A 20147-nucleotide genomic window follows, 5' to 3' on the forward strand; every position below is an offset into this window, starting at 1 on the left:
GCTCGAGTCCTGAGCGTTGCCCTGATGGGCGGCAGATGAGGCACAGTTGACGGACACGGCTCTGACGCGATGCCGCGACTCAGGGCACGAAGCGTTTCTCAGTGCTGTATTCGCCTTGGAAAACGCATGCAAGCGCTACTCGTTTGGTGTCCGCTTCCATCTTGTAGTTGCGGACTTGAGCACGGCGCAGCGTCATCCGTACGTCCCTTTGCCCAGAAATCGTGCCAGCACTTGCAGCGGGAAACCTTGCACCACGGCATCACTTCCGAACGAATGCCGGCGTGTTCCATCAGCGATGCTTGAAGGCGAGGCTGGTGCCGGCCAATCGCGTGCGATCAAGCGTCCTTTGCCGCAGAAACCGGTCTGGAGGCAGGAAATCAGTCTGACAAGCGATCGGCTGCAGGATCGGCAAAATTCGTAATCGTGACATCCCCTTGGGGAAATTCGGCGACAATATTGAGTTTCCCGCCCATGGCCTCGATATAGGAGCGAAGGTTGGACACGTACATGTCGGTTCTGCGCTCAAGCTTGGCGACAGCAGGTTGTTTGACATTTAGCGCTTGCCCAATCGCTTGCTGAGTCATGGCGCGTGCCCGGCGGAGTTCATGAAGCGGCATGGCCGCGCGAAGCGCGGCCTTTCTTTCTTCAACACGATGCCGACGTTCAGGCGTGAAGTCCCGGGTCAACTCTCGAAAGTTCTTCCGTCCGGTCATGGGATCAATCCCTCCCCTTTCAATTCACTCAGGTAGATGTCGTAGAGACGATCGGCAACAGGTACGTACTGTTTGTAGAAGCGCGCATTTCCTGTTTTGTCTCCGCCGATGAGCAGAATTGCTGTTCGTCTGGGGTCGAGCGCATAGAAGACCCTAAGAGGTCTTCCGGAGCTCTGGATTCGGAGTTCCCTCATGTGACCGTGGCGGGAGCCCAGGACGCCCGACGAGTACGGAAACGGCAAGTGGGGTCCGTACTCCATCAGGAGTTCGACGACTGCAGTGATGTCGTTCTGCTCATTGTCAGAGAGACTGCTCCACCAATCGCCGAACTCGTTGGTGAATTCGACTTCTTGGGTCATCTGTTCTAATATTCCATAGGCGGAATACAGTCAACTGGAGTCACCCGCACTCGGTGCCGTTAATGGCTGGGAACGTGCTCCACCGACGATGTCTCCAGTAGATGCCTCCAATCCAATCACAGTCCTGTCCGACGATCGGCGGGAGTTCTCCCGCTTGCCAGTAAGAATGGGTCGCAAATGTTCGCTGCGATCCTTTCAGCGGCAAGTTCGGGTAGAAACCTCCGCAAGGAGCATGCAGCCAACGATGGTCAGCACCTGCGTATGACCAAGCAATCGTCGGACAACTTACAGACTCGCAGCGAGTGACGACGCTCGGGAAACGAAGCCATGGCTTCGGTCCCGTCTCGCTGTCCGACAAAACCACCTGACCGGTCTGCAGTTCGAGGTGTAGACTGCAGTTGAGCCAAGTTCTTCCGAGCGAACATGTAGGCTTGGCCAAGACATAAGATGCTGACCATAATGGCTTCTACCATTACGAACGAACCGCCTCCTGGATACTCCTTCGACTCGCAACCGTTGGGCCGCTGCTGATGGAAGCAGTTGTCGCGGCTGCAAGCATGCTTCGACTTCTCCAGGTTTCGGACAGGTATGCCGCACGGCGTTCGCAAGACACACGCCTCAGCGGGATGTCCCGTTCATGTGCGGTTTGAAATTGGCAGTTCTCCGGCTATTTCGAGCCGCTAGCGGGACACGGGCCACCGTTACCCAGCCGTGCCGGCCATCCGGGAGAGAGCATTGCAATGACTGAACAGGAGCGGAACAAGTCGAACGTCGTCGCCTTCTATGACCTGATGTTCAACAAGTGCGATCCCAGACAGGCCGTCGCGCTGTATGTCGGCGCGGACTACATCCAGCACAATCCCCATGTCGCCACAGGGAAGGCAGGATTTGTTCGTTATTTCGAGGACATGGCGCGGCGGTATCCCGGCAAGTCGGTCGAGTTCAAGCGTGTGTTCGCGGACGGATCGTTCGTTGTGCTCCATTGCCATCAGGTCTGGCCTGGTCTGCCAGACTACGCCGGCATCGACATCTTCCGTCTCGACGGGCAAGGAAAGATCGTCGAGCACTGGGACGTCTTGCAAGAGATCCCGAAGGAATGCGCACACACGAACGGCATGTTCTGACGGACTGACGCCCGCGTTGAGGAGCCGGGCACCGACGGCACCTCCCGCAACCGCAAGCGGCTCCCGAACTGCAAGCCACAGGGGGCGAGGGCCGCCGAACTGGACCAAGGGAAGCTCGAGGTCAGTCCGCGAGGCTCTCGGCCAGGCGCATCATGGTCACAGCTTCCCGGCGGTAACCGAAGCGATCGTCGCCCATATTGGCCTCGGCCAGCGCGATTGCATCCGGATAGGACCAGGTGCCAAGGTAGCGGCCGCCACTCAGGATTTGGCCGAAGCCGGCAATGGCGGCAACGAAACGGGTATCCGCATTGGCCGTGCCCATGCCGAGCGTGATGGGGAATTCAGTCAGCCGGCTCTCCGCTTCACCGGGCTCCTTGTACCGCAAGCGCAGGTATGCGAGTTCGCCGTCGAAGTCCTGCATCGCCTCGCGGCGTTCGGCATAGCGCAAGGGATCGCTGCGCACGGCCGGCGAACCGACCGGCGTGATCTCGTAGAGCGCGGTCACCGAGTGGCCGGCACCGATCTCCCCCGCGTCAACCTTGTCGTTGTTGAAATCCTCGCGTGCAAGCGCGCGGGTTTCGTAACCGATCAGGCGGTATTCGGCGACGGCCGCGGGATTGAACTCCACCTGGATCTTTACATCGTTGGCGATGGGAAAGAGTGCCCCGGTGAGCTGGTCTACGAGCACCTTCCGCGCCTCGGAGAGCGTGTCGATGTAGGCCGCTTGGCCGTTTCCGTTCTGAGCAAGCGCCTGCATGGTGGCATCATCCAGGTTGCCCCGGCCGAAGCCGAGGACGGCTAGGTAGATGTCGCTTTGGCGCTTGCGGGCGATGAATTGCTCCAGGGCGTCCGGGTCCGCGATACCGACATTGAAATCGCCATCGGTGGCGAGAATCACCCTGGTGACTTCTCCCTCGGCTGCCATCCGTTCGGCGGTCTGGTAGGCGAGCCGGAGGCCCTCGGCTCCGGCCGTCGATCCGCCGGCATGTAGCTGGTCCAGCGCGGCGAGGATGGCCGTGCGATCGTCGGCGGGCGTCGCGTCCAGTACGAGGCCGGCGCTCCCGGCGTAGGCGACGATGGCGATCTGGTCTTGCGGGCGCAGCTGCCCGAGCATCAGGCGGAACGACTGGACCAAGAGCGGCAGCTTGGCGGGGTCATCCATGGATCCCGACGTATCCACGAGGAACACGAGGTTCAGCGGTGGCCGATTCTCGACGGCGGGCGATCTGCCCTGGAGCGCGATGTGGATCAATTGCGTATCGCGGTTCCAGGGGGTCTCCAAGACGGTGACGGTGGGCCGGAAGGGGCTCCCGGTTGCCTCCGGCTCGGCATATTCGTACGGGAAGTAGTTGATCATTTCCTCGATCCGTACGGCTTCGGGAGACGGCAGGAAGCCATGCATCAGCGTCGAGCGGACGAGGGCGTAGCTGGCCGTGTCCACGTCGACGGCAAAAGTCGAGACGGGCGCTTCGGCCGCGACGCTGAGTGGTTGCGGGTCGGCATTGGCGAAGGTTTCCGAGCCGGGCCTGCGTGTGCTGTCGTGCCCGATGGGCTCAGCGTCTGCGATGCTCTCGGCGCGCAGGGCAAGCTCCACCTCCGGGTCGACCGCCCTTGACCGAAGGCTGCGCACGCTCGGGGCGACGTCCAGGCTCTCGGTTTCGGCGAGGTCAATCGGGCTGCCCACGGCCGCCGCGGGAGTGGGTGCAGACGGAGGCTCGACGGAAGCAGGCGCTGCAGCGACTTCCGCGACTTCGTCGCCTGCAGGGCCAATCGACATTTCGTCTTGTGCGACCATGGTGCCCGACAACGGGTCTTCCGGTTGCAGTAGTGGTACGCCGCCCTCGCGGATCAGGGGCACCAGTACGATCAGGCCGAGAGCAGCGAGACCGGTGGTGGCGGCCAGCGCCGGGCGTGCGGCAAGTGCTGCAAACATGCGTCCTACTCCGGTTTTCAATCCCGCCCAGCCGGTGGGTCGGTCATGGGTAGGACGCGGCGCCGCGGCCAATCCTTGGGCACGTTCGAAGATTTCCTCCGCGCGTGCCAGATTGGCGGCGCGTCGAGCCGGGTCCGGCGTCGGGGTCGCGCGGTCCATTGCGCGTTTCAGTTCGTCGAGCGGGTCCGTCATGAACTCAGTTCCTCCTGTCGCATGGCGCGGAGGCGCTTGCGGATTTCCGAAAGGCGCCAGCTGACGGTGCCTTCGGAGACGCCGAGTACCAGGGCGGTCTCGGCATGGGTCAGTTCCTCCCCGAGAACGAGTGCGGCGGTATCGCGAAGCTGCTCCGGCAGCGCGGTCATGGCGCGACGCAGCCACCGGAGGTTCTCGGCCGAATCCTCGATGGCCGCGCGCCGGTCGGACTCCCAGTGGCCCCAGCCCTCGGCCGATTTCGCACGGGTGGCGGCGCGGCGTCGGCGGTCATGGGCGGCGTTCACGGCCACGCGGTAAAGCCAGGTCGTCAGTTTGGCTTCGCCGCGAAAGTGCTTCAGTTTCGCCGGCAGGGCCAAGCAGATGTCCTGGGTCAGGTCTTCCGCGGTTTCCCGGCGACCCGTGAGGCGGAAGCAGAGGCCGAAGAGGCGGTCGTAATGGCGCGCCAGCAGAGCGGCAAATGCCGCCCGATCCCCGCTGGCGGCGGCCAGGGCCAGGTCGCGGTCACCGTTAGCCATGCACATCGCATCACATATGACGCACGAGCGCAGCCGATTCTTGGCGCGGGAATCTTGCTGCCCGGCGCCGGACCGGCGCGCACGTGCAACGCATGCCCAATGTTGTACCCCAGCGCGCAGGGCGCGCCCACGTTGGTGGAAATGGCGAGTGTCGTCTGCTTCTGAAGCTGCTCCGCCGGCACGGCGGACCGGGGGGACGCGGGTCTATCCGAGGAAGGCCAAGCGGCCGCGACCTCCCGCCGTCCCGGACGCGGCGCTATGGCGCCTCTTGGGCGCCGAACACACCCACGTAGCGACCGGTGTCGAAGACGCCGAAGGTCTCGCTGTGGTCCGGACCGAGGAAATGCCCTTCGAGATAGATGCCCTCGGCCTCCGAGACATAACGGCCGTTGACAAGCGCCATGGCCTCCCAGCCCTGAGCACTGATGTCATGCCCGGGAATTGCGATGTCCACGCCGACGCGGGGCCGGGACAGATCGGCGATCGTGACGGTGGCGGTTCCCTGGTGGCGCTCGGACGTTGCGGTAGAGGCGGCCTCTGCGATACCGGTCCACGTCGCGCTCCCGGCTCCGCCGGGGTTCGAACCTGACGTGTCGCCGATGACGTAGGCACCTGCAAACCCCATGCTTCCGCTGATCTCAGTCCCGTCAGTCAAGCCGGATATCGTGGCATCGACGATGTCGATTGCGGCGAAGCCGTACTCCCCCCAGAACCCCTAACTGTTGATCGTCGGGCTGGTGGTCAACGTGACCTCGGGAATGCTCTCCTCGACTTCGAAAACGCCGTGCAACGTTGCCGTGTCGAAACCGCTGCGCGAACCCAGTTCGAAGTCCGTCGAAGCGATGGCGGAGGACGGATCAACCAGGTCCGCAACGGTGATCTCGGTGCCATCATCTTCGGCCACGCATCGCACGCCGGAACAGGCGAAACCGACGACCAGATCGTCGGTCAGCGTCACACCTTGCGACAAGAACGAATAGCGGAGGTGGAGATTCGGGATGACCAGAGTGTCCGCCCGTTCGAGAATGCCCTCCAACCGAACCACCCGCGGGTCAGAGCGGAGTTCGTCAAGTCTGCGTTCCGTTGCGGTTGGGCTGTCGCTACCGCCGGCACAAGCGGCAAGCATCAACGGAATTGCCACCGCTATGGAAATCAGCACGTGTGCGGGTGTCATGGTTGCCCTCCTCGATGCCTTCAAGACGTCGCCAACACTGGGAACGAATGTCTCGCGGCATTCGCGAGAGGTTGCCCACGAGGTCACCGGCCATCGCACGCTGGCCGACTCGCCCGGGAAGCAGCGTCGAACGGAGTTACGAGTCGCGCTAGACCAGCTCGGCGCAAGCCTGTGCGATCCGAGCGCAGGCGTCTTCCAGCGCACTGTCCGACGTCGCGTAGCTGATCCGGAAAAACGGTTCCAGTCCGAACGCCGCGCCGGGCACGACCGCCACCCCGACCCGGTCGAGAAGGTACGTGGCCAGATCGCCGCTGTCCCGGATCACGGTCCCGTCGGGGGTCGACTTGCCGACCAGTCCGGTGCACGAGGGGTACACGTAGAAAGCGCCCTCCGGTACCCGGCAGGAGAGGCCCGGGGCCGCATTGAGGGCCGCGGCGACATTGTCGCGCCGTCGCCTGAACGCCTCGGTCCAGCTCACGAGGAACGATTCGTCGCCCGTCAGTGCCGCCACGGCAGCGGCCTGGCTGATCGAGCAGGGATTGGTGGTCGACTGCGACTGGATCTTGGCGATGGCGCGGATCAGGCTTTCCGGTCCGCCCGCGAACCCGATCCGCCATCCGGTCATCGAGTAGGCCTTCGACACGCCGTTGACCGTGAGCGTCCGATCGTGAAGGGCCGGCTCGACCTGGGCGAGGGTCCGGAACACGAAGTTGTCGTAGGTGATCTTCTCGTAGATGTCGTCGGTCATGACGTGGACATGCGGGTGCCGGACGAGCACCTCGGCCAGCGCCCGGAGTTCACCGGCGGTGTAGGCGGCCCCGGTCGGGTTGGACGGCGAGTTCAGGATGAGCCACTTGGTGCGCTCCGTGATCGCGGCATCCAGCATGTCGGCGGTCATGCAGAAGCCGGTGTCGGCGCCGGCCGTGACGATCTTCGGGGTGCCGCCGGCCAGCGCCGTCATGTCGGGGTAGGACACCCAGTACGGCGCGGGAATCAGGACTTCGTCGCCGGGATTCAAGGTCGCGAGCAACGCGTTGAAGAGCACCTGCTTGCCACCGGTCCCCACCGTGATCTGGCTGGTCGCGTACTCAAGGTCATTGTCCCGGCGAAACTTCGCGGCCACGGCCTCCTTGAGTTCCGGCGTACCGTCCACGGCGGTGTACTTGGTCTGGCCGTCGCGGATCGCTCGCATCGCGGCGTCCTTGATGTGATCGGGCGTGTCGAAGTCGGGCTCCCCGGCGCCAAGGCCGATCACGTCCCGCCCGGCGGCGCGCAGCTCGCGCGCGCGCGTGGTGACCGCGATGGTCGGGGACGGCTTGATGCTTTCCAAGCGTCGCGCTAGAAGGCTCATCGAATGCTCTTTCTGATTGCTGCCAAGCCGGTGGCGGCAGGATGCCCAGGCTCGTCCGTGTTCTATCTGTCTTGCCCGGTGCGTGGCAAGGCCTCACCTGGAAATCGTATGGTACTTCGCTTGTTTCTGTCGGCTGCGGCAATCACGTTGAGCTTCGAGCTCCTGGCACCCGCGCCATCCGACGCCTCCTTCGTGCACTCGGTGGGGCGTGACTACATGATCCGTGAATGGGTCGACCAGGAGCTGGATTCCGTTCTCGTCGAGATCACCCCGATCATGCACGAGGGCAATCCCGCCTACCGGGTGAGTTTCCGGCCACGCTCGGACGCGCCGGATTCCCGGCCGACGGAAATTCTCGTCCGGGCCGATGACTTCCGCGACATGAAGCCGGTGCTGGTGCACCCGCGGCAAGACGACGGGTAGGTTCGCTGCCCCGGCCCACTGCCCCCGATGCGGCGTTGCTGCGGGTCCTCGCGGCACTTGACCTCGGCCGCGGAGCAGAACCGCTCGAAGTGTCCCCGTTGACCGGGGGCGTATCGTCCGACATCTGGAAAGTGGTGTTTCCCGACCGCACCGTCTGTATCAAGCAGGCCCTTGCGAAACTCCGCACCGAGGCGGACTGGTACGCGCCGGTCGGACGCAATGCGGCCGAGGCCGACTGGCTCCGCTGGGCCGGCCGGGCGGTGCCGGGGTCGGCGCCGGCGCTGCTGGCGGAGGACCGTGGGGCGGGCCTCCTCGTCATGGAGTACCTCGCGCCCGACCGGTACCCGCTGTGGAAGGCGGAGCTGATGGCCGGCCACGTGGATGCGGCGTTCGCCGCTCGGGTCGGGGAGACGCTGGGGCGCCTGCATGCAGCGGCCGCGGCGGACCGCGCCGTGCCGGCGGGGTTTCCCAATGCCGCGACGTTCCACGACATCCGCATCGAGCCGTACCTGCTGCATCCGATCGAGCAGAATGGTGATCTCCGTGCTCCCCTCGAAGCGATCGCCGGTGATCTGGCCGGCCGGGCGCCGACGCTGATCCACGGTGACGCCAGCCCGAAGAACCTGCTGCGGTCGCCCGGGGGCGCGCCCGTATTCCTCGATGCCGAATGCGCTACCGCCGGTGATCCGGCCTTCGACCTCGCGTTCTGCTTGAATCACCTGCTGCTCAAGGGCCGCCTGTTTCCGAGCCGCGGGGCGGTGCTGCTCGCCAGCGCGGCCGGGCTGCGCGAGGCCTATCTCCGGCGGGTGGCTTGGGAAGAACCGGCCGCGCTCGAGACGCGTGTGGCGCGGCTGCTGCCCGGCCTGATGCTCGGTCGCGTCGACGGGCGCTCGCCGGTCGAGTACCTCGATACCGAGCCGCTGCGGGCCCCGGTGCGCGCCTTCGCCCGCGCGCATCTGGTCCGGCCGCCGGCGACCCTGTCCTCGCTCTTTGCAGACTGGGCCGGTCTCCTGGAGAAGCTCAATGCCTGACACGACCATTCGCGGCGTGCAGGGACGTCGCATCTGGGATTCACGCGGTCATCCGACCGTGGAGGCCGACGTGATCCTGGCGGGTGGCACCAGAGGTCGGGCCGCCGCACCGGCGGGCGCCAGCCGGGGGGGCGGGGAGGCGATCGATCTTCGCGACGGCGGTGCGGCGCTCGGTGGCCGAGACGTGGCCGGAGCGCTCCGGGCGCTCAATGGACCGGTGCGCGATGCGCTCTTGGGAGCGGATGCCGCCGACCAGTCGGCCGTAGATCAGATCCTCGCGGAGCTGGGCGGCGAGGGGTTCGCGAAGATCGGCGGCAACACCTCGACGGCGGTGTCACTGGCCGTCCTCGACGCTGCCGCCCGAGCCCGTGGGCTCGCGCGCTGGGAGCTGCTGGCGGGCGACAGTGCGCCGCTGCTGCCGTTACCCGAAATTCAGCTGCTGGGCGGCGGCGCCCATGCCGCACGTGCCCTCGACCTGCAGGACATCATGGTGATGCCGGTCGGCGCGTCCTCGTTTGCGGAGGCTCTCCGGATCACCGGCGAGACATACCGGGCCGCCGGTCAGCTGCTGGCGGACACCGGGCGCCTTGCGGGCGTGGCGGATGAAGGCGGCTACTGGCCCGTCTTCGATTCCAATCGGGAGGCGCTCGCGTTCGCCGTCCGGTCCATCGAGGCCGCCGGCCTCCGACCGGGCACCGACATGGCGCTGTCGCTGGATATCGCGGCCAACCAGCTGCATGAAGACGGCCGGTACCGGCTCCGCCTCGAGGACCGGGAGCTGGAGCCCGGCGCCTTCGCAGACGAGCTGCTTGGCTGGTGCCGGGAGTTCCCCGTCATCTCGATCGAGGATCCGCTGGCGGAAGACGACAGGGAAGGAATGGTCCGGTTCGTGACGGCGGTCGATGGGCGGGCCCAGGTCGTGGGTGATGATTTCCTGGTGACTGACGCCGCCCGCACGGCCGATGCTGCCCAAGCTCACGCTGCCACGGCACTACTCGTGAAACCCAACCAGGCGGGCACGGTTACCCGCGCTAGGTGCGCGCTCGACGCGGCGCGAAGGGCGGGCTGGGGGATCATCGTGTCGGCACGTTCGGGCGAAACCGAGGATGTGTCGGTGACCCACCTGGCGGTGGGTTGGCGGGCGGGCCAGATGAAGGTCGGCTCCTTCGCCCGTTCCGAACGCATGGCGAAGTGGAACGAAGCGCTCCGGATCGAGGAGCGTGCTGGTGCCGATGCCCGCTTCGCTGGTCGCGCCGCCGTGGTGGCGCCCCAATTTGGTGCCTGATCTGGGCTGACGGCAGACAGGTTCCAAGCCCGCGAGAATAGGGCCGGGCCTGCCAGACTTGGTCACGTGGGCCCGCACCCGACGTGGAGCATCGAGGACGTGCTGCTGCTTCGCCGGCGGCTAGCCAACTCGCGCCCCAGCCCTTCTGCTCTGCCGAATAGTGGGGATTGATATTCCCTTGGTCGCGTTTGATCTCGTTGCCGCGTCCCGTTCGGAACGCGCTGCTGACACAGCTTGGACACTGGTACGCCCGGAAAGGACCGACGCTGGCTTTGTCACCTCTTGCAGGGATCCAGTTCCAGAAATATGATTTTCTTATTCTGATATTCAGAGTAAGAACAACATGCGCATTTCTGAGCGTGGTCAGATCACCATTCCCAAGGCCTTGCGAGACCGCTTTGGGATGAGCCACAACGTGGAGGTGGAAATCACTCCGACTCGGGAGGGCCTTCTCATCCAGAAGCGGACGTCGGCAAAACATCCTGTGGAGCGCGTGTATGCGATCTTGGGCAATGTTGGCGACACGGACGAATATCTTGAAGAAATCCGCGGAAGGTGATCACGGCGGTCGACACAAGCATCTTGCTTGACGTGTTCATGGCCGATACTCGGTACGGCGAACGGTCGAAGTCATGGCTGCGCGCCGCCTACGATGCGGGCGCCATTGTGGTATGCGATATCGTTTATTCAGAGCTGGTTCCGGCCTTCCGCGATCGGTCAGTGCTCGACCGCGCATTGCGGGAAATCAATACAGCCGCTTCCCCAATCGATACTGCTGTCGCCTACGAAGCCGGCATTCGCTGGAAGCGTTATCGGCAAGCGGGCGGGCCTAGGAATCGGATCATCACCGATTTCCTGATCGGTGCCCACGCCGTTACTGTTGCCGACAATTTCCTAACGCGAGATCGAGGTTTCTACGCCACGTATTTTCCGAAGCTGATGAAACCATGATTGACGGGTCGGGTCAGCGTACTCTACTCCGCATCGATCACCGCGACTTCGTCTGAGGCGGGCAGTTCAAATACCTGCGATTCGCACCAGGCTCTTGCCCCGCGCACTGCGCAATCCTCACTGGCGACAGGGGCGAGAAATTCACCGGATTTCTCGCTGACATGACACTGTCAGGCTGCGCCGGGAACGAGTTCAAACCCGACGCTGGGTTGGGCAATGGAGTTACTGCAGCTGGCTTTTGACCTTGTCTCGTCGCCGAACCTCGCTTCGAGGTCTCTACTGCACCTGGAGGTCCGGAAGCGAAGGAACCGCTTCGATGGCGACGATGTAGCCCAACGGTAGGTCAAGTTCCCGGGCTCCCGCGAGCACCAGCTTCTTGTACCAGTCGAGCGGCTGGAGGCCGGCGTCGCGTGCTTCCGGTTTCGCCAGATACAACGTGGCGTCCATCGATTGTTCGCCGAGCGTCACCCTGACGGGTTCCCGCCGGTATCCAGGGCCTTCAATCGCGTCCAGTTTGGCGATCTGAGCATCAGTCAGACGGTCGAGCGCGCCCCATACCCGGTCGTCCGGATGGCCAGTGTGGAACGCATCGCATTTGCCGGTGCCATCTCGCCCACCCACCTTGTGAAATCGGAGCGCGTGTCCGGTGAGATAGGCTGCCCCAACCCGCTCGCAGGGGCCGAGACGGGCCTCGATACGCGCCCTGAACATGTTGGATCCGTACGACAGGTGCAGCAACGTCAACTCCGTACGTACGATTCACGGTGTCGCGCCAGGAGGGCAAGGCCGCTCCCGGACGGATCCTGCGGCCGGCAGCAACGTTGGCCGAAATCCTGGCTCGCGCCGATCAACGTAGCGGCACCGCCGTGAGAAGTCGTGGGGCCGCATGGCCACCGATGCGCATGAAGATGGAGTTTCGCGACGCAGTCCCGCAATACCTAGCGATTCAAACATGCTTTAGGATGACCGGTTCCGCGCGGATTGGATTGGAGGCGTCGATGCCGAGGGTGATCAAGTTCGGAATGGCAGTGGCTCTCCTTGCGGGCGGCCTGACTGCCACCAACGCTACTGCCAAGGATTTGATCTTCGCCATCGGCTTGCCGCCCATTCACACCTGGTCGAAGACGCTGGCCTACGTCGACGAGCACATCGACGAACGGTCCGGCGGGGCGCTCTCGACGGAGGTCTTCTACGGGTCGCTCCTTAACCTCAAGCAGGGGCTCAACGGAGTCCGCGATGGACTGGCCGATGCCGCCCTCCTGGTGCCCGGCTATCACCCGGCGGAGATGCCCCAGGTCAACCTGATTCTCGACCTGGCGATGCTCGGGCAAAACGCCACGGTCCTCTCGGCCGCAACCAGCGAATACATGTTCACCTGCCCGGAGTGCCTGGCGGAATCCGAGGCCAACGGTTCCGTGTTTCTCGCCATGACCTCGAACGCCCCGTACATGTTGCTCACCACGGAGCCGATGACCACGGTGGAGTCCCTCAGGGGCAAGAACATCCGCAGCTTCTCGGCGTTCGGGCGGTGGGTCGAGTTCATCGGCGGGATCAAGATGTCACTGTCAGCCAACGACATCTACGACGCCCTGAGCCGCGGGACGCTGGACGCGAACCTGCATCCCGCCACCGAGCTCTACAACCTGAACTTCAAGGACGTCGCCAAGTACATCACGCGGCTGCCGCTTGGCACCTACCACGGCAATCAGTTCAACATGAACATCGACACGTGGCGGAATCTCACAACCGACGAGCGTCGCCTCTTGCTGGACCTGTTCGCCGAAGCATCGGCTCTGACCACAGTGCAGTTCCAGACGTTCAACGACGACATCCTGAACGGCGGCGGAGCCGCCGACGGGATCCAGGTTCTGGAACCGGCGCCGGAGCTGGTGGCGGCCACCGAACAGTTCATCGCCGAGGACATGGCCAAGATGGAGGCCATGGCCAGGGACAACTACGGCATCACGGATGCCGGGCCCCGCATTGCGCGGTTCACCGTCCTGATCGAGAAGTGGCGCGGACTGCTGGCGGCCATTGACGCGACCGATGTGGACGCGGTGACGGCGCTCTACAAGCGCGAGATCTGGGACCGTGTCGATGCCGCCACGCATGGGATGTGAACGCATCTTGCTAGGCCATTCGGTTTCAGGTGCCTAACGGCGCTCCGATGAATATGGCGCTGAACTAGGACCGGCATGCATCGCCTGGGGCGCATCCTCGGCCGCTTGACGGACATCCTCGCCGTGATCGGCTGCGTGGCGGTCGTCCTGATGATGCTGCACATCACGCTGGATGTGTTCATGCGGCTGATCGGCCACCCGATCCCGGCCACGGTGACCATCGTGCCGCACTACTACATGCTGCCGATCATCTTCCTGCCGCTGGCGCTGGCCGAGCGCAACGACGCTCACATCACGGTGGAAGTCTTCGTCCAGCTGCTGCGCCGGCGCTGGCAGCGAGTACTCGCGGTGGTGAGCTGGGTGGCCTCGGCGGTCGTCTTCAGCCTGCTCTTCTACCAGACCCTTCTCGACGCATTGGAGAAAACGGCGGTCGGCACATTCATGATGGAGGTCGATTGGAAGATTCCGATCTGGGCTTCTTACTATTTCCTGCCGGTCGGCTTCGCACTGGTCGTGGTCGTGCTGCTCTACCGGATTGCGGTGACGGTCATGGGGGTGAAGAGCAGCCTGGGCGAGGTCCAGCACGACGCCTTCAGAGAATCCCACGTCGGCCCGGAATAGCGTGTTCGACCGCACCGAAATCGGACTGATCGGAATCGGCGTCCTGCTCGTCCTGATCCTGCTGCGGATTCCGGTGGGGATTTCGCTGATCGCGGTGTCGTTCGGCGGGATCTGGGTGCTCGTCGGGCTGAAGCCGGCTTGGGGGATCCTGACGGCCGTTCCGTTCGACTTCGGGGCCAAGTGGACCCTCACCTCGGTACCCATGTTCCTGCTCATGGGCTTCTGCTGCTACCACGCCGGTCTCACCCGGGGCCTATTCGAGGCCGCGCGCAAGTGGCTGTCCGCGCTCCCCGGCGGGCTGGCGGTTGCCTCGGTGTTCGGGGCCGCGGGGTTCTCGGCCGTTACCGGATCCTCCGTCGCCTGTGCCGCCGCGATGGGCCGGATCGCGGTGCCCGAGATGTTGCGGAACCGGTACGATGCCACCCTCGCGACCGGCACCGTGGCCGTGGCGGGGACCATCGGCGCGCTGATCCCGCCGTCGATCCTGCTCATCCTGTACGGCATCTTCGTGCAGGTGCCGATCTCCAAGCTGTTCCTCGGCGGCATCGGTGCCGGCCTGCTGACCGTGGCCGCCTACACGCTCGTCATCATCGTCCGGGCCAAGCTACATCCGGAGCTCGCGCCGGCCGTCCGCGAGCGCACGTCGCTCGGCGAGAAACTGCTGGCGCTGGCCGATACGTGGCCGATCATTCTCCTGGTCATCGGGGTGTTCGGCGGCCTGTTCGCGGGCGTGTTCACGCCGACCGAGGCTGGCGCGGTGGGCGCCTTCCTCGCCTTCGTCATCGCCGGCGCGAAAGGCGCGCTGACCTGGGCGACGTCACGGCAGGCGGTTGTCGAAACCATTCAGACCACGGCTGCGATCTTCGTCATCGCTATCGGCGCGAACCTGCTGACCCGTTTCCTGGCGCTCTCCGGCGCCTCGCAGTTCCTGTCGCAGATGGTCATCGATCTCGGCGCCGACACCGTGCTGCTGATGGCCGGTATCGCCGTGATGTTCCTGATCCTCGGGATGTTTCTAGAGCCGCTCGGCGCGATGCTGCTCACCATCCCGGTGCTGCTGCCGATTCTTCAGGACACCGGGCTCAGCTTGATCTGGTTCGGCGTGGTCCTGACGAAGTTCCTGGAAATCGGGATGATCACGCCGCCCATTGGGCTTAACGTCTTCGTGATCAAGGGGGTGGTAGGCAATCTCGCCACCACCACGCAGATCTTCAAGGGCATTGTGTACTTCCTGCTGGCCGACATCGTAGTGGTCGTGCTGCTCATGATGTTTCCCGACCTAATCCTGTTCTGGCCGAACCTGATCGACTGAGCTTGCCCGGGGCGCGACGGAACCATCCATGGATCAAGACGCTGTCGTATCCGAAGCCGAGTACCTGGACCGCCTCCGCGCGATTCAGGCCGCCAACTGGCCGGCCGGCGTGCCCAGGGAGCCGCACTACCCGCTCGGCGAGATCGCGCTGACCGACCATCTCCGGCACTGGGCCACCGAGACCCCGGATGCGGCGCTCTACAACTACTACGGCCGGGTCGTGACGTTCGCCGAGATGGATCGGCTCAGCGACCGGTTCGCGGCGCTGCTCCAGCAGGAAGGTGTCGGCCCGGGCGACGCGGTGGCGGTGTTTCTCGGCAACTGCCCGCAATTCGCGGTGGCGTTCTTCGGCATCCTCAAGGCGGGCGCGATTCACGTTCCCGTCAATCCGATGTTCAAGGCGCACGAGCTCACGTACGAACTCAACGACACACAGGCGACGCTCATCGTCGCGGATCACGCGCTGGTTCCGCTTGTGCGCTCGGTCGAGGGTCAGACCAACGTCCGGCGGGTGTACGGGACCGGCATCGGCGCCCTGATTCCGGAGGAGCCCGCCTTCCACGTGCCGGAAGCCGTGGCCGGATCGGCGCGCACGTCCGATGCCGACGACCTCCTGGTCGCCCTGGAACGGGCCGGGGAACCCAGGCGGGTCGCTCCCAACCTCGACGCCGTCGCCGCCCTCAACTACACCGGCGGGACCACGGGCCTGCCGAAGGGATGCGTCCATACCCAGCGCGACATGCTCTACACGGCCGCGACGGCGTGCGCGACCAATTGTCCCCTCGAAGCCGGCGACACGACGGTCAACTTCCACCCGCTGTTCTGGATTGCCGGCGAGGACCTCGGGCTGATTTTCCCCGCGTTCGCCGGCGCGACGTGCATTCTGCTCGCGCGCTGGGACCCCCTCAGCTACATGCAGGCCGTCCACGCCGAACGGCCCAATCGCGCGGTGCTGCTGGTGGACAGCGCGGTGGCGCTCATGGAGCATCCCGAGGTCGGGCGCTACGACCTCAGGTCGATCGACACGACCGGGGTGTCTTCCTTCGTCAAGAAGCTCAACACGGAATACCGGGCGCGCTGGCGGCGGCTGACCGGCTCGACGATGGTAGAGCTGTCCTACGGGATGACCGAGACCCACACGTGCGACACTTTCACGGTGGGGCTGCAGGACGGCGATTTCGATCTCAGCATACAGCCCATCATGTGCGGTTTTCCGGTGCCCGGAACGGAACTCAAGGTCTGCGACTTCGAGACCGGCGCGCTGCTGCCGCTGGGCGCGGAAGGCGAGATCTGCGTGCGCTCGCCGTCGACCCTGAAGGCGTACTGGAACAAGCCGGATGCAACCGTCGAGGCGCTCCGCGACGGCTGGCTGCACACCGGCGACATCGGCGTGATCAACGAGCGGGGACTGCTGCAGTTCCTCGGCCGGCGCAAGGAAATGCTCAAGGTCAGCGGCATGTCCGTCTTCCCCGCCGAGATCGAGGCCATGCTCGGCCGCCATCCGGCCGTCGTCGGTTCGGGCGTCATCGGACGGCCGGACGACGACCGCGGCGAAGTCCCCGTGGCGTTCGTCGTACTCGACCCGGACCGGGAAGCCGCGGTCTCGGTGGCCGATATTCGATCGTGGTGCCGGGAGGCCATGGCCACCTTCAAGTGTCCGGAGGTGCGGATCGTGGAGGCGCTGCCCATGACGGCAACCGGCAAGGTAAAGAAGGGCGAGCTGGCGAAGTTGCTGTAACCGGGGTCTGGCCGGAGCGGGTCCGGACCGGGAGCGTCTTTACCGCCCCTTCTTCTTCGACGACTTGATATACCGGCCGATGCTGGATGGTGATCCTCCGGGAAAATGCTCCCGGGGCGATCGGGCAAGAGCAGTTTCGGGGATTCCGCCCCGGGTTCGGGTGTGTGTGGGGGGTTCGCGGGTCGACGACGCGCACAATGGGAATGGTTGGCCCACAAGAATGTTGCAAATCGCCCGCACCATGAGCGATAATCGCTCACATCATGGGCGGTCAGCAGTACCTTCCTCGAGTCGCCTCGCGACTGCTTGAGCGCGCCTTGGCCGCATCACCGGTCGTCGTTCTGATGGGTGCCCGTCAGACCGGCAAAAGTACGCTGGTGCAGTCCGAGCCGTTTCTCGACGATCGTCTCTACCTGACCCTCGACGATCTTGGGGTTCGGGAGCGCGCGCGAATGAACCCTGATGACCTGGTCAGGAGCGCCGAGCGGATCATTCTCGATGAGGTTCAGCGCGAGCCGGACGTGCTACTGGCGGTCAAGCGTGCGGTGGATGAAGACCGCCCCCGCAAGAACGGCCGCTTTGTTCTCACGGGTTCCGCCAACCTGCTTCTGACGCACCGTGTCTCGGAATCTCTGGCCGGCCGGGCAACCTACGTCAATCTGTGGCCACTGACCCGCCGGGAACGGATGGGACATGGCCGTGCCGGAATCTGGAGCGAGTTCTTCTCGGCATCCGTATCCAAGTGGCCTGAACTAGTCGCATCTAGGCCTGCCGTACCGGCGAGTTGGCAGGACGAGGTGCGCCGTGGCGGGTATCCGACTCCGGCAACGGAACTTCCGAGCGAAGAGGCCTGCACACTGTGGTTCGACGGCTACCTTCGCACCTACCTTGAGCGTGATCTCCAGACCGTTGCAGCGATCAGCAACCTGGTCGATTTCCGGCGCTTCATGCGTGCCGCCTGCCTGCGTCTTGGCACCGTGGTCAACCAGACCGGATTGGGTCGCGACACCCAGGTTCCTCGTGCGACGGCGCAGCGCTACCTCAATTTACTCGAAGCTTCCTTCCAGCTGGTACGCGTTGAGGCCTATGCGCTCAGCCACACTAAACGGTTGGTCAAGAGCCCAAAGCTCTATTGGAGCGATCCGGGGCTCGCCCTTTGGCTGGGCGGTACCGACGCTGCTTCCGGAGCCCTTCTTGAGAATCTGGTCCTGAGCGACCTCCTGGTGTGGCGCGATAGTCAGATTCCCGCTCCCGAAGTCCTGTTTTGGCGCACCGCCACCGACCTCGAGGTTGATTTCGTTCTCGAGACCCGTGGCGGCCTCCTGCCGGTCGAAGTCAAAGCCGCAACGAGCCCTGGCTTTGCCGATACTCGGGGCCTTCGGGCGTTTCGGGAGGAATACCGCAACCAGTTTGTCGGTGGCCTGCTGCTCCATGGCGGAAGCCAGACGCAGTGGATGTCCGACGAGATCCTCGCTGTTCCCTGGTGGCGGGTGTTGTAGTCGCCGGGTGCCCACGAGGGGCTAGGCTGTTCGCCCCCGGTACGGTTTCCCACGTCTGCGGGCACCGTCAGTCGCGGAACGCGTGCGACCTCGTAACCGCTCGGGTTGCACCACGTTGCCACCAAGCGGTGGTGCTGGTGGAAAGCGTGGTCCTGCTCATGGAGCATCCCGAGGTCGGGCGCCGAATCACACGGGGTCTTGGCGGTTGGAGGATGCTGACCGGGCAAGGGGTGCGGCCGCTGCGCCAAGATCTGGGTATAATGCTTGTAATCTTGGTGCTACATATTTAGCATTTTTGTAGTATGAAGGTTCCATATGCCGACACCCCACAACCCTCCTGCCGCCGTTCGGCGGGCATTGCGCAAACTTGGAGCGGACATCCGTGATGCCCGTCGCCGCCGGCGGCTGCCCATGGCGGTCGTGGCGGAACGCGCCTTCACGTCCCGCTCGACCCTTCAAAGAGTCGAGGCCGGCGACACCAATGTCGGCATCGGCATCTACGCCGGTGTCCTGCAGGCGCTCGGACTGCTCGACGGCCTGAGCCAGATTGCCGACATCGGCAATGACAGCGTCGGACAGGCCCTCGCCAGCGCGGAGCTGCCCAAGCATGTCCATCTCAGGCGGCCGGCCGGATCGTCCGGCAATGGCTGACTTCGAGGTCCATATCGATCTTGACGGCCGTACCCGGCAGGTCGGGCTGGCGAGAAGCAATCGCGTTCGCGGCAGGGAGACTATCGTCTTCGGGTATGACGGCGCCTGGCTGGAAGACCCTGACAGGTTCTCGCTGGAGCCTGCGCTTGCGCTGGGACCAGGCGACTTCCCGTCGCCCGCTGGCCTAGCGACCTTCGGATCCATCGGTGATTCGGCGCCCGATAGCTGGGGCCACCGGCTGATGCAGCGTGCCGAGCGCCGCCTTGCCGAACGCGAAGGCCGCGCCGTTCGCACGCTCCTGGAGAGCGATTATCTCCTTGGCGTGATGGACGAGACCCGGCTGGGTGCGCTGCGCTTCCGTCGGGCCGGGGACAACACCTTCCAGGCTCCGCCTCGCGCAGGCGTGCCGGCACTGATCGAGCTCGGCCGCCTGCTTCGGATCACCGAGCGGATTCTCCGCGACGAGGAAACCGACGAAGATCTCTGGCTCATCTTCGCCCCCGGCTCCTCCCTGGGCGGTGCGCGCCCGAAGGCGTCGGTGGTCGACCAGCACGGCCGCCTCTCGATCGCCAAGTTTCCGAAGGAGACCGACGACTACTGCATGGAAACCTGGGAGGAGATTGCGCTGCGCCTCGCCGGCCAGGCCGGGATCGCCACGCCCATGCACGATCTGATCGACGTCGCCGGCAAGAAGGTCATGCTGTCACGGCGCTTCGATCGCCAGGAAACGATCCGCATTCCGTTCCTGTCGGCGATGGCGATGATGGGCGCGCGAGACGGCGAGCGCGGCAGCTACCCCGAGATCGTCGATGCCCTCGCGGAACATGGTGCCCAGGGAAAGACGGACGCCCACGCCCTTTATCGGCGCGTCGTCTTCAGCGTGCTGATCTCCAATGTCGACGATCACCTGCGCAACCACGGCTTCCTGTGGCTCGGCAGGACGGGATGGTCGCTGTCCCCCGCCTACGATCTCAATCCTGTGCCCTCGGACCTCAAGGCGCGAATCCTGACCACCAACATCGATCTCGACGAGGGCACCTGTTCGCTCGATCTGTTGGAGGCCGCCTCCGGGTTCTTCGCGCTCACGCTGGCGCAGGCTCGTTCGATCATCAAAGAAGTCGCGACCGTGACCGC

21 protein-coding genes are annotated in these 20147 nt (G+C 64.6%); 13 read left to right on the forward strand and 8 right to left on the reverse strand.

Going from position 1 to position 20147, the window contains the following annotated elements; all coding sequences use genetic code 11:
* Positions 1 to 377 precede the first annotated feature (377 nt).
* Positions 378 to 713 (reverse strand): XRE family transcriptional regulator, encoded by a 336-nt coding sequence (locus OXH60_05615; protein MDE0711595.1) that lies wholly within the window; start codon positions 711 to 713, stop codon positions 378 to 380.
* Positions 710 to 1072 carry a type II toxin-antitoxin system RelE/ParE family toxin gene (locus tag OXH60_05620; protein ID MDE0711596.1) on the reverse strand — a complete coding sequence of 121 codons (363 nt, stop codon included), beginning with the start codon at positions 1070 to 1072 and terminating at the stop codon, positions 710 to 712. Before OXH60_05620 ends, OXH60_05615 begins: the two co-directional genes overlap by 4 nt.
* Positions 1073 to 1812: 740 nt before the next feature.
* Between OXH60_05620 and OXH60_05625 the strand changes: the two genes are divergently transcribed.
* Positions 1813 to 2196, forward strand: coding sequence for a nuclear transport factor 2 family protein (locus OXH60_05625; protein ID MDE0711597.1), 384 nt, complete (start codon positions 1813 to 1815; stop codon positions 2194 to 2196).
* Between the two features lie 121 nt (positions 2197 to 2317).
* Here the strand turns inward: OXH60_05625 and OXH60_05630 are convergent, their stop codons facing one another.
* The 5 genes from OXH60_05630 to OXH60_05650 all read right to left on the reverse strand — a co-directional run bounded on the left by OXH60_05630 (position 2318) and on the right by OXH60_05650 (position 7382).
* Positions 2318 to 4321, reverse strand: coding sequence for a VWA domain-containing protein (locus OXH60_05630; protein ID MDE0711598.1), 2004 nt, complete (start codon positions 4319 to 4321; stop codon positions 2318 to 2320).
* Positions 4318 to 4857 carry an RNA polymerase sigma factor gene (locus tag OXH60_05635; protein MDE0711599.1) on the reverse strand — a complete coding sequence of 180 codons (540 nt, stop codon included), beginning with the start codon at positions 4855 to 4857 and terminating at the stop codon, positions 4318 to 4320. The genes OXH60_05630 and OXH60_05635 overlap by 4 nt, the downstream gene beginning before the upstream one ends.
* A 256-nt stretch (positions 4858 to 5113) precedes the next feature.
* Positions 5114 to 5512 (reverse strand): hypothetical protein, encoded by a 399-nt coding sequence (locus OXH60_05640; protein MDE0711600.1) that lies wholly within the window; start codon positions 5510 to 5512, stop codon positions 5114 to 5116.
* A gap of 60 nt (positions 5513 to 5572) precedes the next feature.
* Positions 5573 to 6031, reverse strand: a complete 459-nt coding sequence (locus tag OXH60_05645; GenBank protein MDE0711601.1) for a hypothetical protein — start codon at positions 6029 to 6031, stop codon at positions 5573 to 5575.
* Between the two features lie 148 nt (positions 6032 to 6179).
* Positions 6180 to 7382, reverse strand: coding sequence for a pyridoxal phosphate-dependent aminotransferase (locus OXH60_05650; GenBank protein ID MDE0711602.1), 1203 nt, complete (start codon positions 7380 to 7382; stop codon positions 6180 to 6182).
* Positions 7383 to 7490: 108 nt separating this feature from the next.
* Between OXH60_05650 and OXH60_05655 the strand changes: the two genes are divergently transcribed.
* The 5 genes from OXH60_05655 (at position 7491) to OXH60_05675 (ending at position 11072) form a co-directional block, all read left to right on the forward strand.
* On the forward strand, positions 7491 to 7805 hold the full coding sequence (locus OXH60_05655) for a hypothetical protein (protein MDE0711603.1): 315 nt from the start codon (positions 7491 to 7493) through the stop codon (positions 7803 to 7805).
* A gap of 35 nt (positions 7806 to 7840) precedes the next feature.
* Positions 7841 to 8836 carry an aminoglycoside phosphotransferase family protein gene (locus OXH60_05660; GenBank protein MDE0711604.1) on the forward strand — a complete coding sequence of 332 codons (996 nt, stop codon included), beginning with the start codon at positions 7841 to 7843 and terminating at the stop codon, positions 8834 to 8836.
* Complete coding sequence (gene eno, locus OXH60_05665; GenBank protein MDE0711605.1) at positions 8829 to 10121, forward strand: phosphopyruvate hydratase; 1293 nt, start codon at positions 8829 to 8831, stop codon at positions 10119 to 10121. The genes OXH60_05660 and eno overlap by 8 nt, the downstream gene beginning before the upstream one ends.
* A 343-nt stretch (positions 10122 to 10464) precedes the next feature.
* Positions 10465 to 10680: an AbrB/MazE/SpoVT family DNA-binding domain-containing protein gene (locus OXH60_05670; protein ID MDE0711606.1), complete on the forward strand. Its 216-nt coding sequence runs from the start codon at positions 10465 to 10467 to the stop codon at positions 10678 to 10680.
* Positions 10677 to 11072, forward strand: coding sequence for a PIN domain-containing protein (locus tag OXH60_05675; protein ID MDE0711607.1), 396 nt, complete (start codon positions 10677 to 10679; stop codon positions 11070 to 11072). Before OXH60_05670 ends, OXH60_05675 begins: the two co-directional genes overlap by 4 nt.
* Before the next feature lie 276 nt (positions 11073 to 11348).
* On the opposite strand, the gene OXH60_05680 is transcribed toward OXH60_05675, so the two are convergent.
* The gene (locus tag OXH60_05680; GenBank protein ID MDE0711608.1) at positions 11349 to 11810 is read right to left on the reverse strand and encodes a gamma-glutamylcyclotransferase; all 462 of its coding nucleotides are present in this window, start codon (positions 11808 to 11810) and stop codon (positions 11349 to 11351) included.
* Between the two features lie 260 nt (positions 11811 to 12070).
* On the opposite strand from OXH60_05680, the gene OXH60_05685 reads away from it, so the two are divergent.
* The 7 genes from OXH60_05685 to OXH60_05715 form a co-directional block, all read left to right on the forward strand.
* Entirely contained in the window at positions 12071 to 13192 is a 1122-nt protein-coding gene (locus OXH60_05685) for a C4-dicarboxylate TRAP transporter substrate-binding protein (protein ID MDE0711609.1), read from the forward strand.
* 135 nt (positions 13193 to 13327) lie between these two features.
* Positions 13328 to 13813, forward strand: coding sequence for a TRAP transporter small permease (locus OXH60_05690; protein MDE0711610.1), 486 nt, complete (start codon positions 13328 to 13330; stop codon positions 13811 to 13813).
* Position 13814: 1 nt separating this feature from the next.
* Positions 13815 to 15125 (forward strand): TRAP transporter large permease, encoded by a 1311-nt coding sequence (locus OXH60_05695; protein MDE0711611.1) that lies wholly within the window; start codon positions 13815 to 13817, stop codon positions 15123 to 15125.
* A gap of 28 nt (positions 15126 to 15153) precedes the next feature.
* Positions 15154 to 16863 carry an AMP-binding protein gene (locus tag OXH60_05700; protein ID MDE0711612.1) on the forward strand — a complete coding sequence of 570 codons (1710 nt, stop codon included), beginning with the start codon at positions 15154 to 15156 and terminating at the stop codon, positions 16861 to 16863.
* 317 nt (positions 16864 to 17180) lie between these two features.
* Positions 17181 to 18362, forward strand: coding sequence for an ATP-binding protein (locus tag OXH60_05705; protein ID MDE0711613.1), 1182 nt, complete (start codon positions 17181 to 17183; stop codon positions 18360 to 18362).
* 315 nt (positions 18363 to 18677) lie between these two features.
* Positions 18678 to 19013, forward strand: coding sequence for a helix-turn-helix domain-containing protein (locus OXH60_05710; GenBank protein ID MDE0711614.1), 336 nt, complete (start codon positions 18678 to 18680; stop codon positions 19011 to 19013).
* The coding region (locus tag OXH60_05715) for a HipA domain-containing protein (GenBank protein ID MDE0711615.1) at positions 19006 to 20147 on the forward strand (1142 nt) is incomplete at its 3' end. The genes OXH60_05710 and OXH60_05715, both read left to right, overlap by 8 nt.

This window comes from Rhodospirillales bacterium, from assembly GCA_028824295.1.
Classification (GTDB): Bacteria; Pseudomonadota; Alphaproteobacteria; order TMED109; family TMED109; genus VXPW01.

Bases quoted from the DNA above. Each gene is read 5' to 3' on its own strand.
- OXH60_05615 (MDE0711595.1), bottom strand. From the start codon at position 713: ATGACCGGACGGAAGAACTTTCGAGAGTTGACCCGGGACTTCACGCCT.
- OXH60_05620 (MDE0711596.1), bottom strand. From the start codon at position 1,072: ATGACCCAAGAAGTCGAATTCACCAACGAGTTCGGCGATTGGTGGAGC.
- OXH60_05625 (MDE0711597.1), top strand. From the start codon at position 1,813: ATGACTGAACAGGAGCGGAACAAGTCGAACGTCGTCGCCTTCTATGAC.
- OXH60_05630 (MDE0711598.1), bottom strand. From the start codon at position 4,321: ATGACGGACCCGCTCGACGAACTGAAACGCGCAATGGACCGCGCGACC.
- OXH60_05635 (MDE0711599.1), bottom strand. From the start codon at position 4,857: ATGGCTAACGGTGACCGCGACCTGGCCCTGGCCGCCGCCAGCGGGGAT.
- OXH60_05645 (MDE0711601.1), bottom strand. From the start codon at position 6,031: ATGACACCCGCACACGTGCTGATTTCCATAGCGGTGGCAATTCCGTTG.
- OXH60_05650 (MDE0711602.1), bottom strand. From the start codon at position 7,382: ATGAGCCTTCTAGCGCGACGCTTGGAAAGCATCAAGCCGTCCCCGACC.
- OXH60_05655 (MDE0711603.1), top strand. From the start codon at position 7,491: ATGGTACTTCGCTTGTTTCTGTCGGCTGCGGCAATCACGTTGAGCTTC.
- eno (MDE0711605.1), top strand. From the start codon at position 8,829: ATGCCTGACACGACCATTCGCGGCGTGCAGGGACGTCGCATCTGGGAT.
- OXH60_05670 (MDE0711606.1), top strand. From the start codon at position 10,465: ATGCGCATTTCTGAGCGTGGTCAGATCACCATTCCCAAGGCCTTGCGA.
- OXH60_05685 (MDE0711609.1), top strand. From the start codon at position 12,071: ATGCCGAGGGTGATCAAGTTCGGAATGGCAGTGGCTCTCCTTGCGGGC.
- OXH60_05700 (MDE0711612.1), top strand. From the start codon at position 15,154: ATGGATCAAGACGCTGTCGTATCCGAAGCCGAGTACCTGGACCGCCTC.
- OXH60_05710 (MDE0711614.1), top strand. From the start codon at position 18,678: ATGCCGACACCCCACAACCCTCCTGCCGCCGTTCGGCGGGCATTGCGC.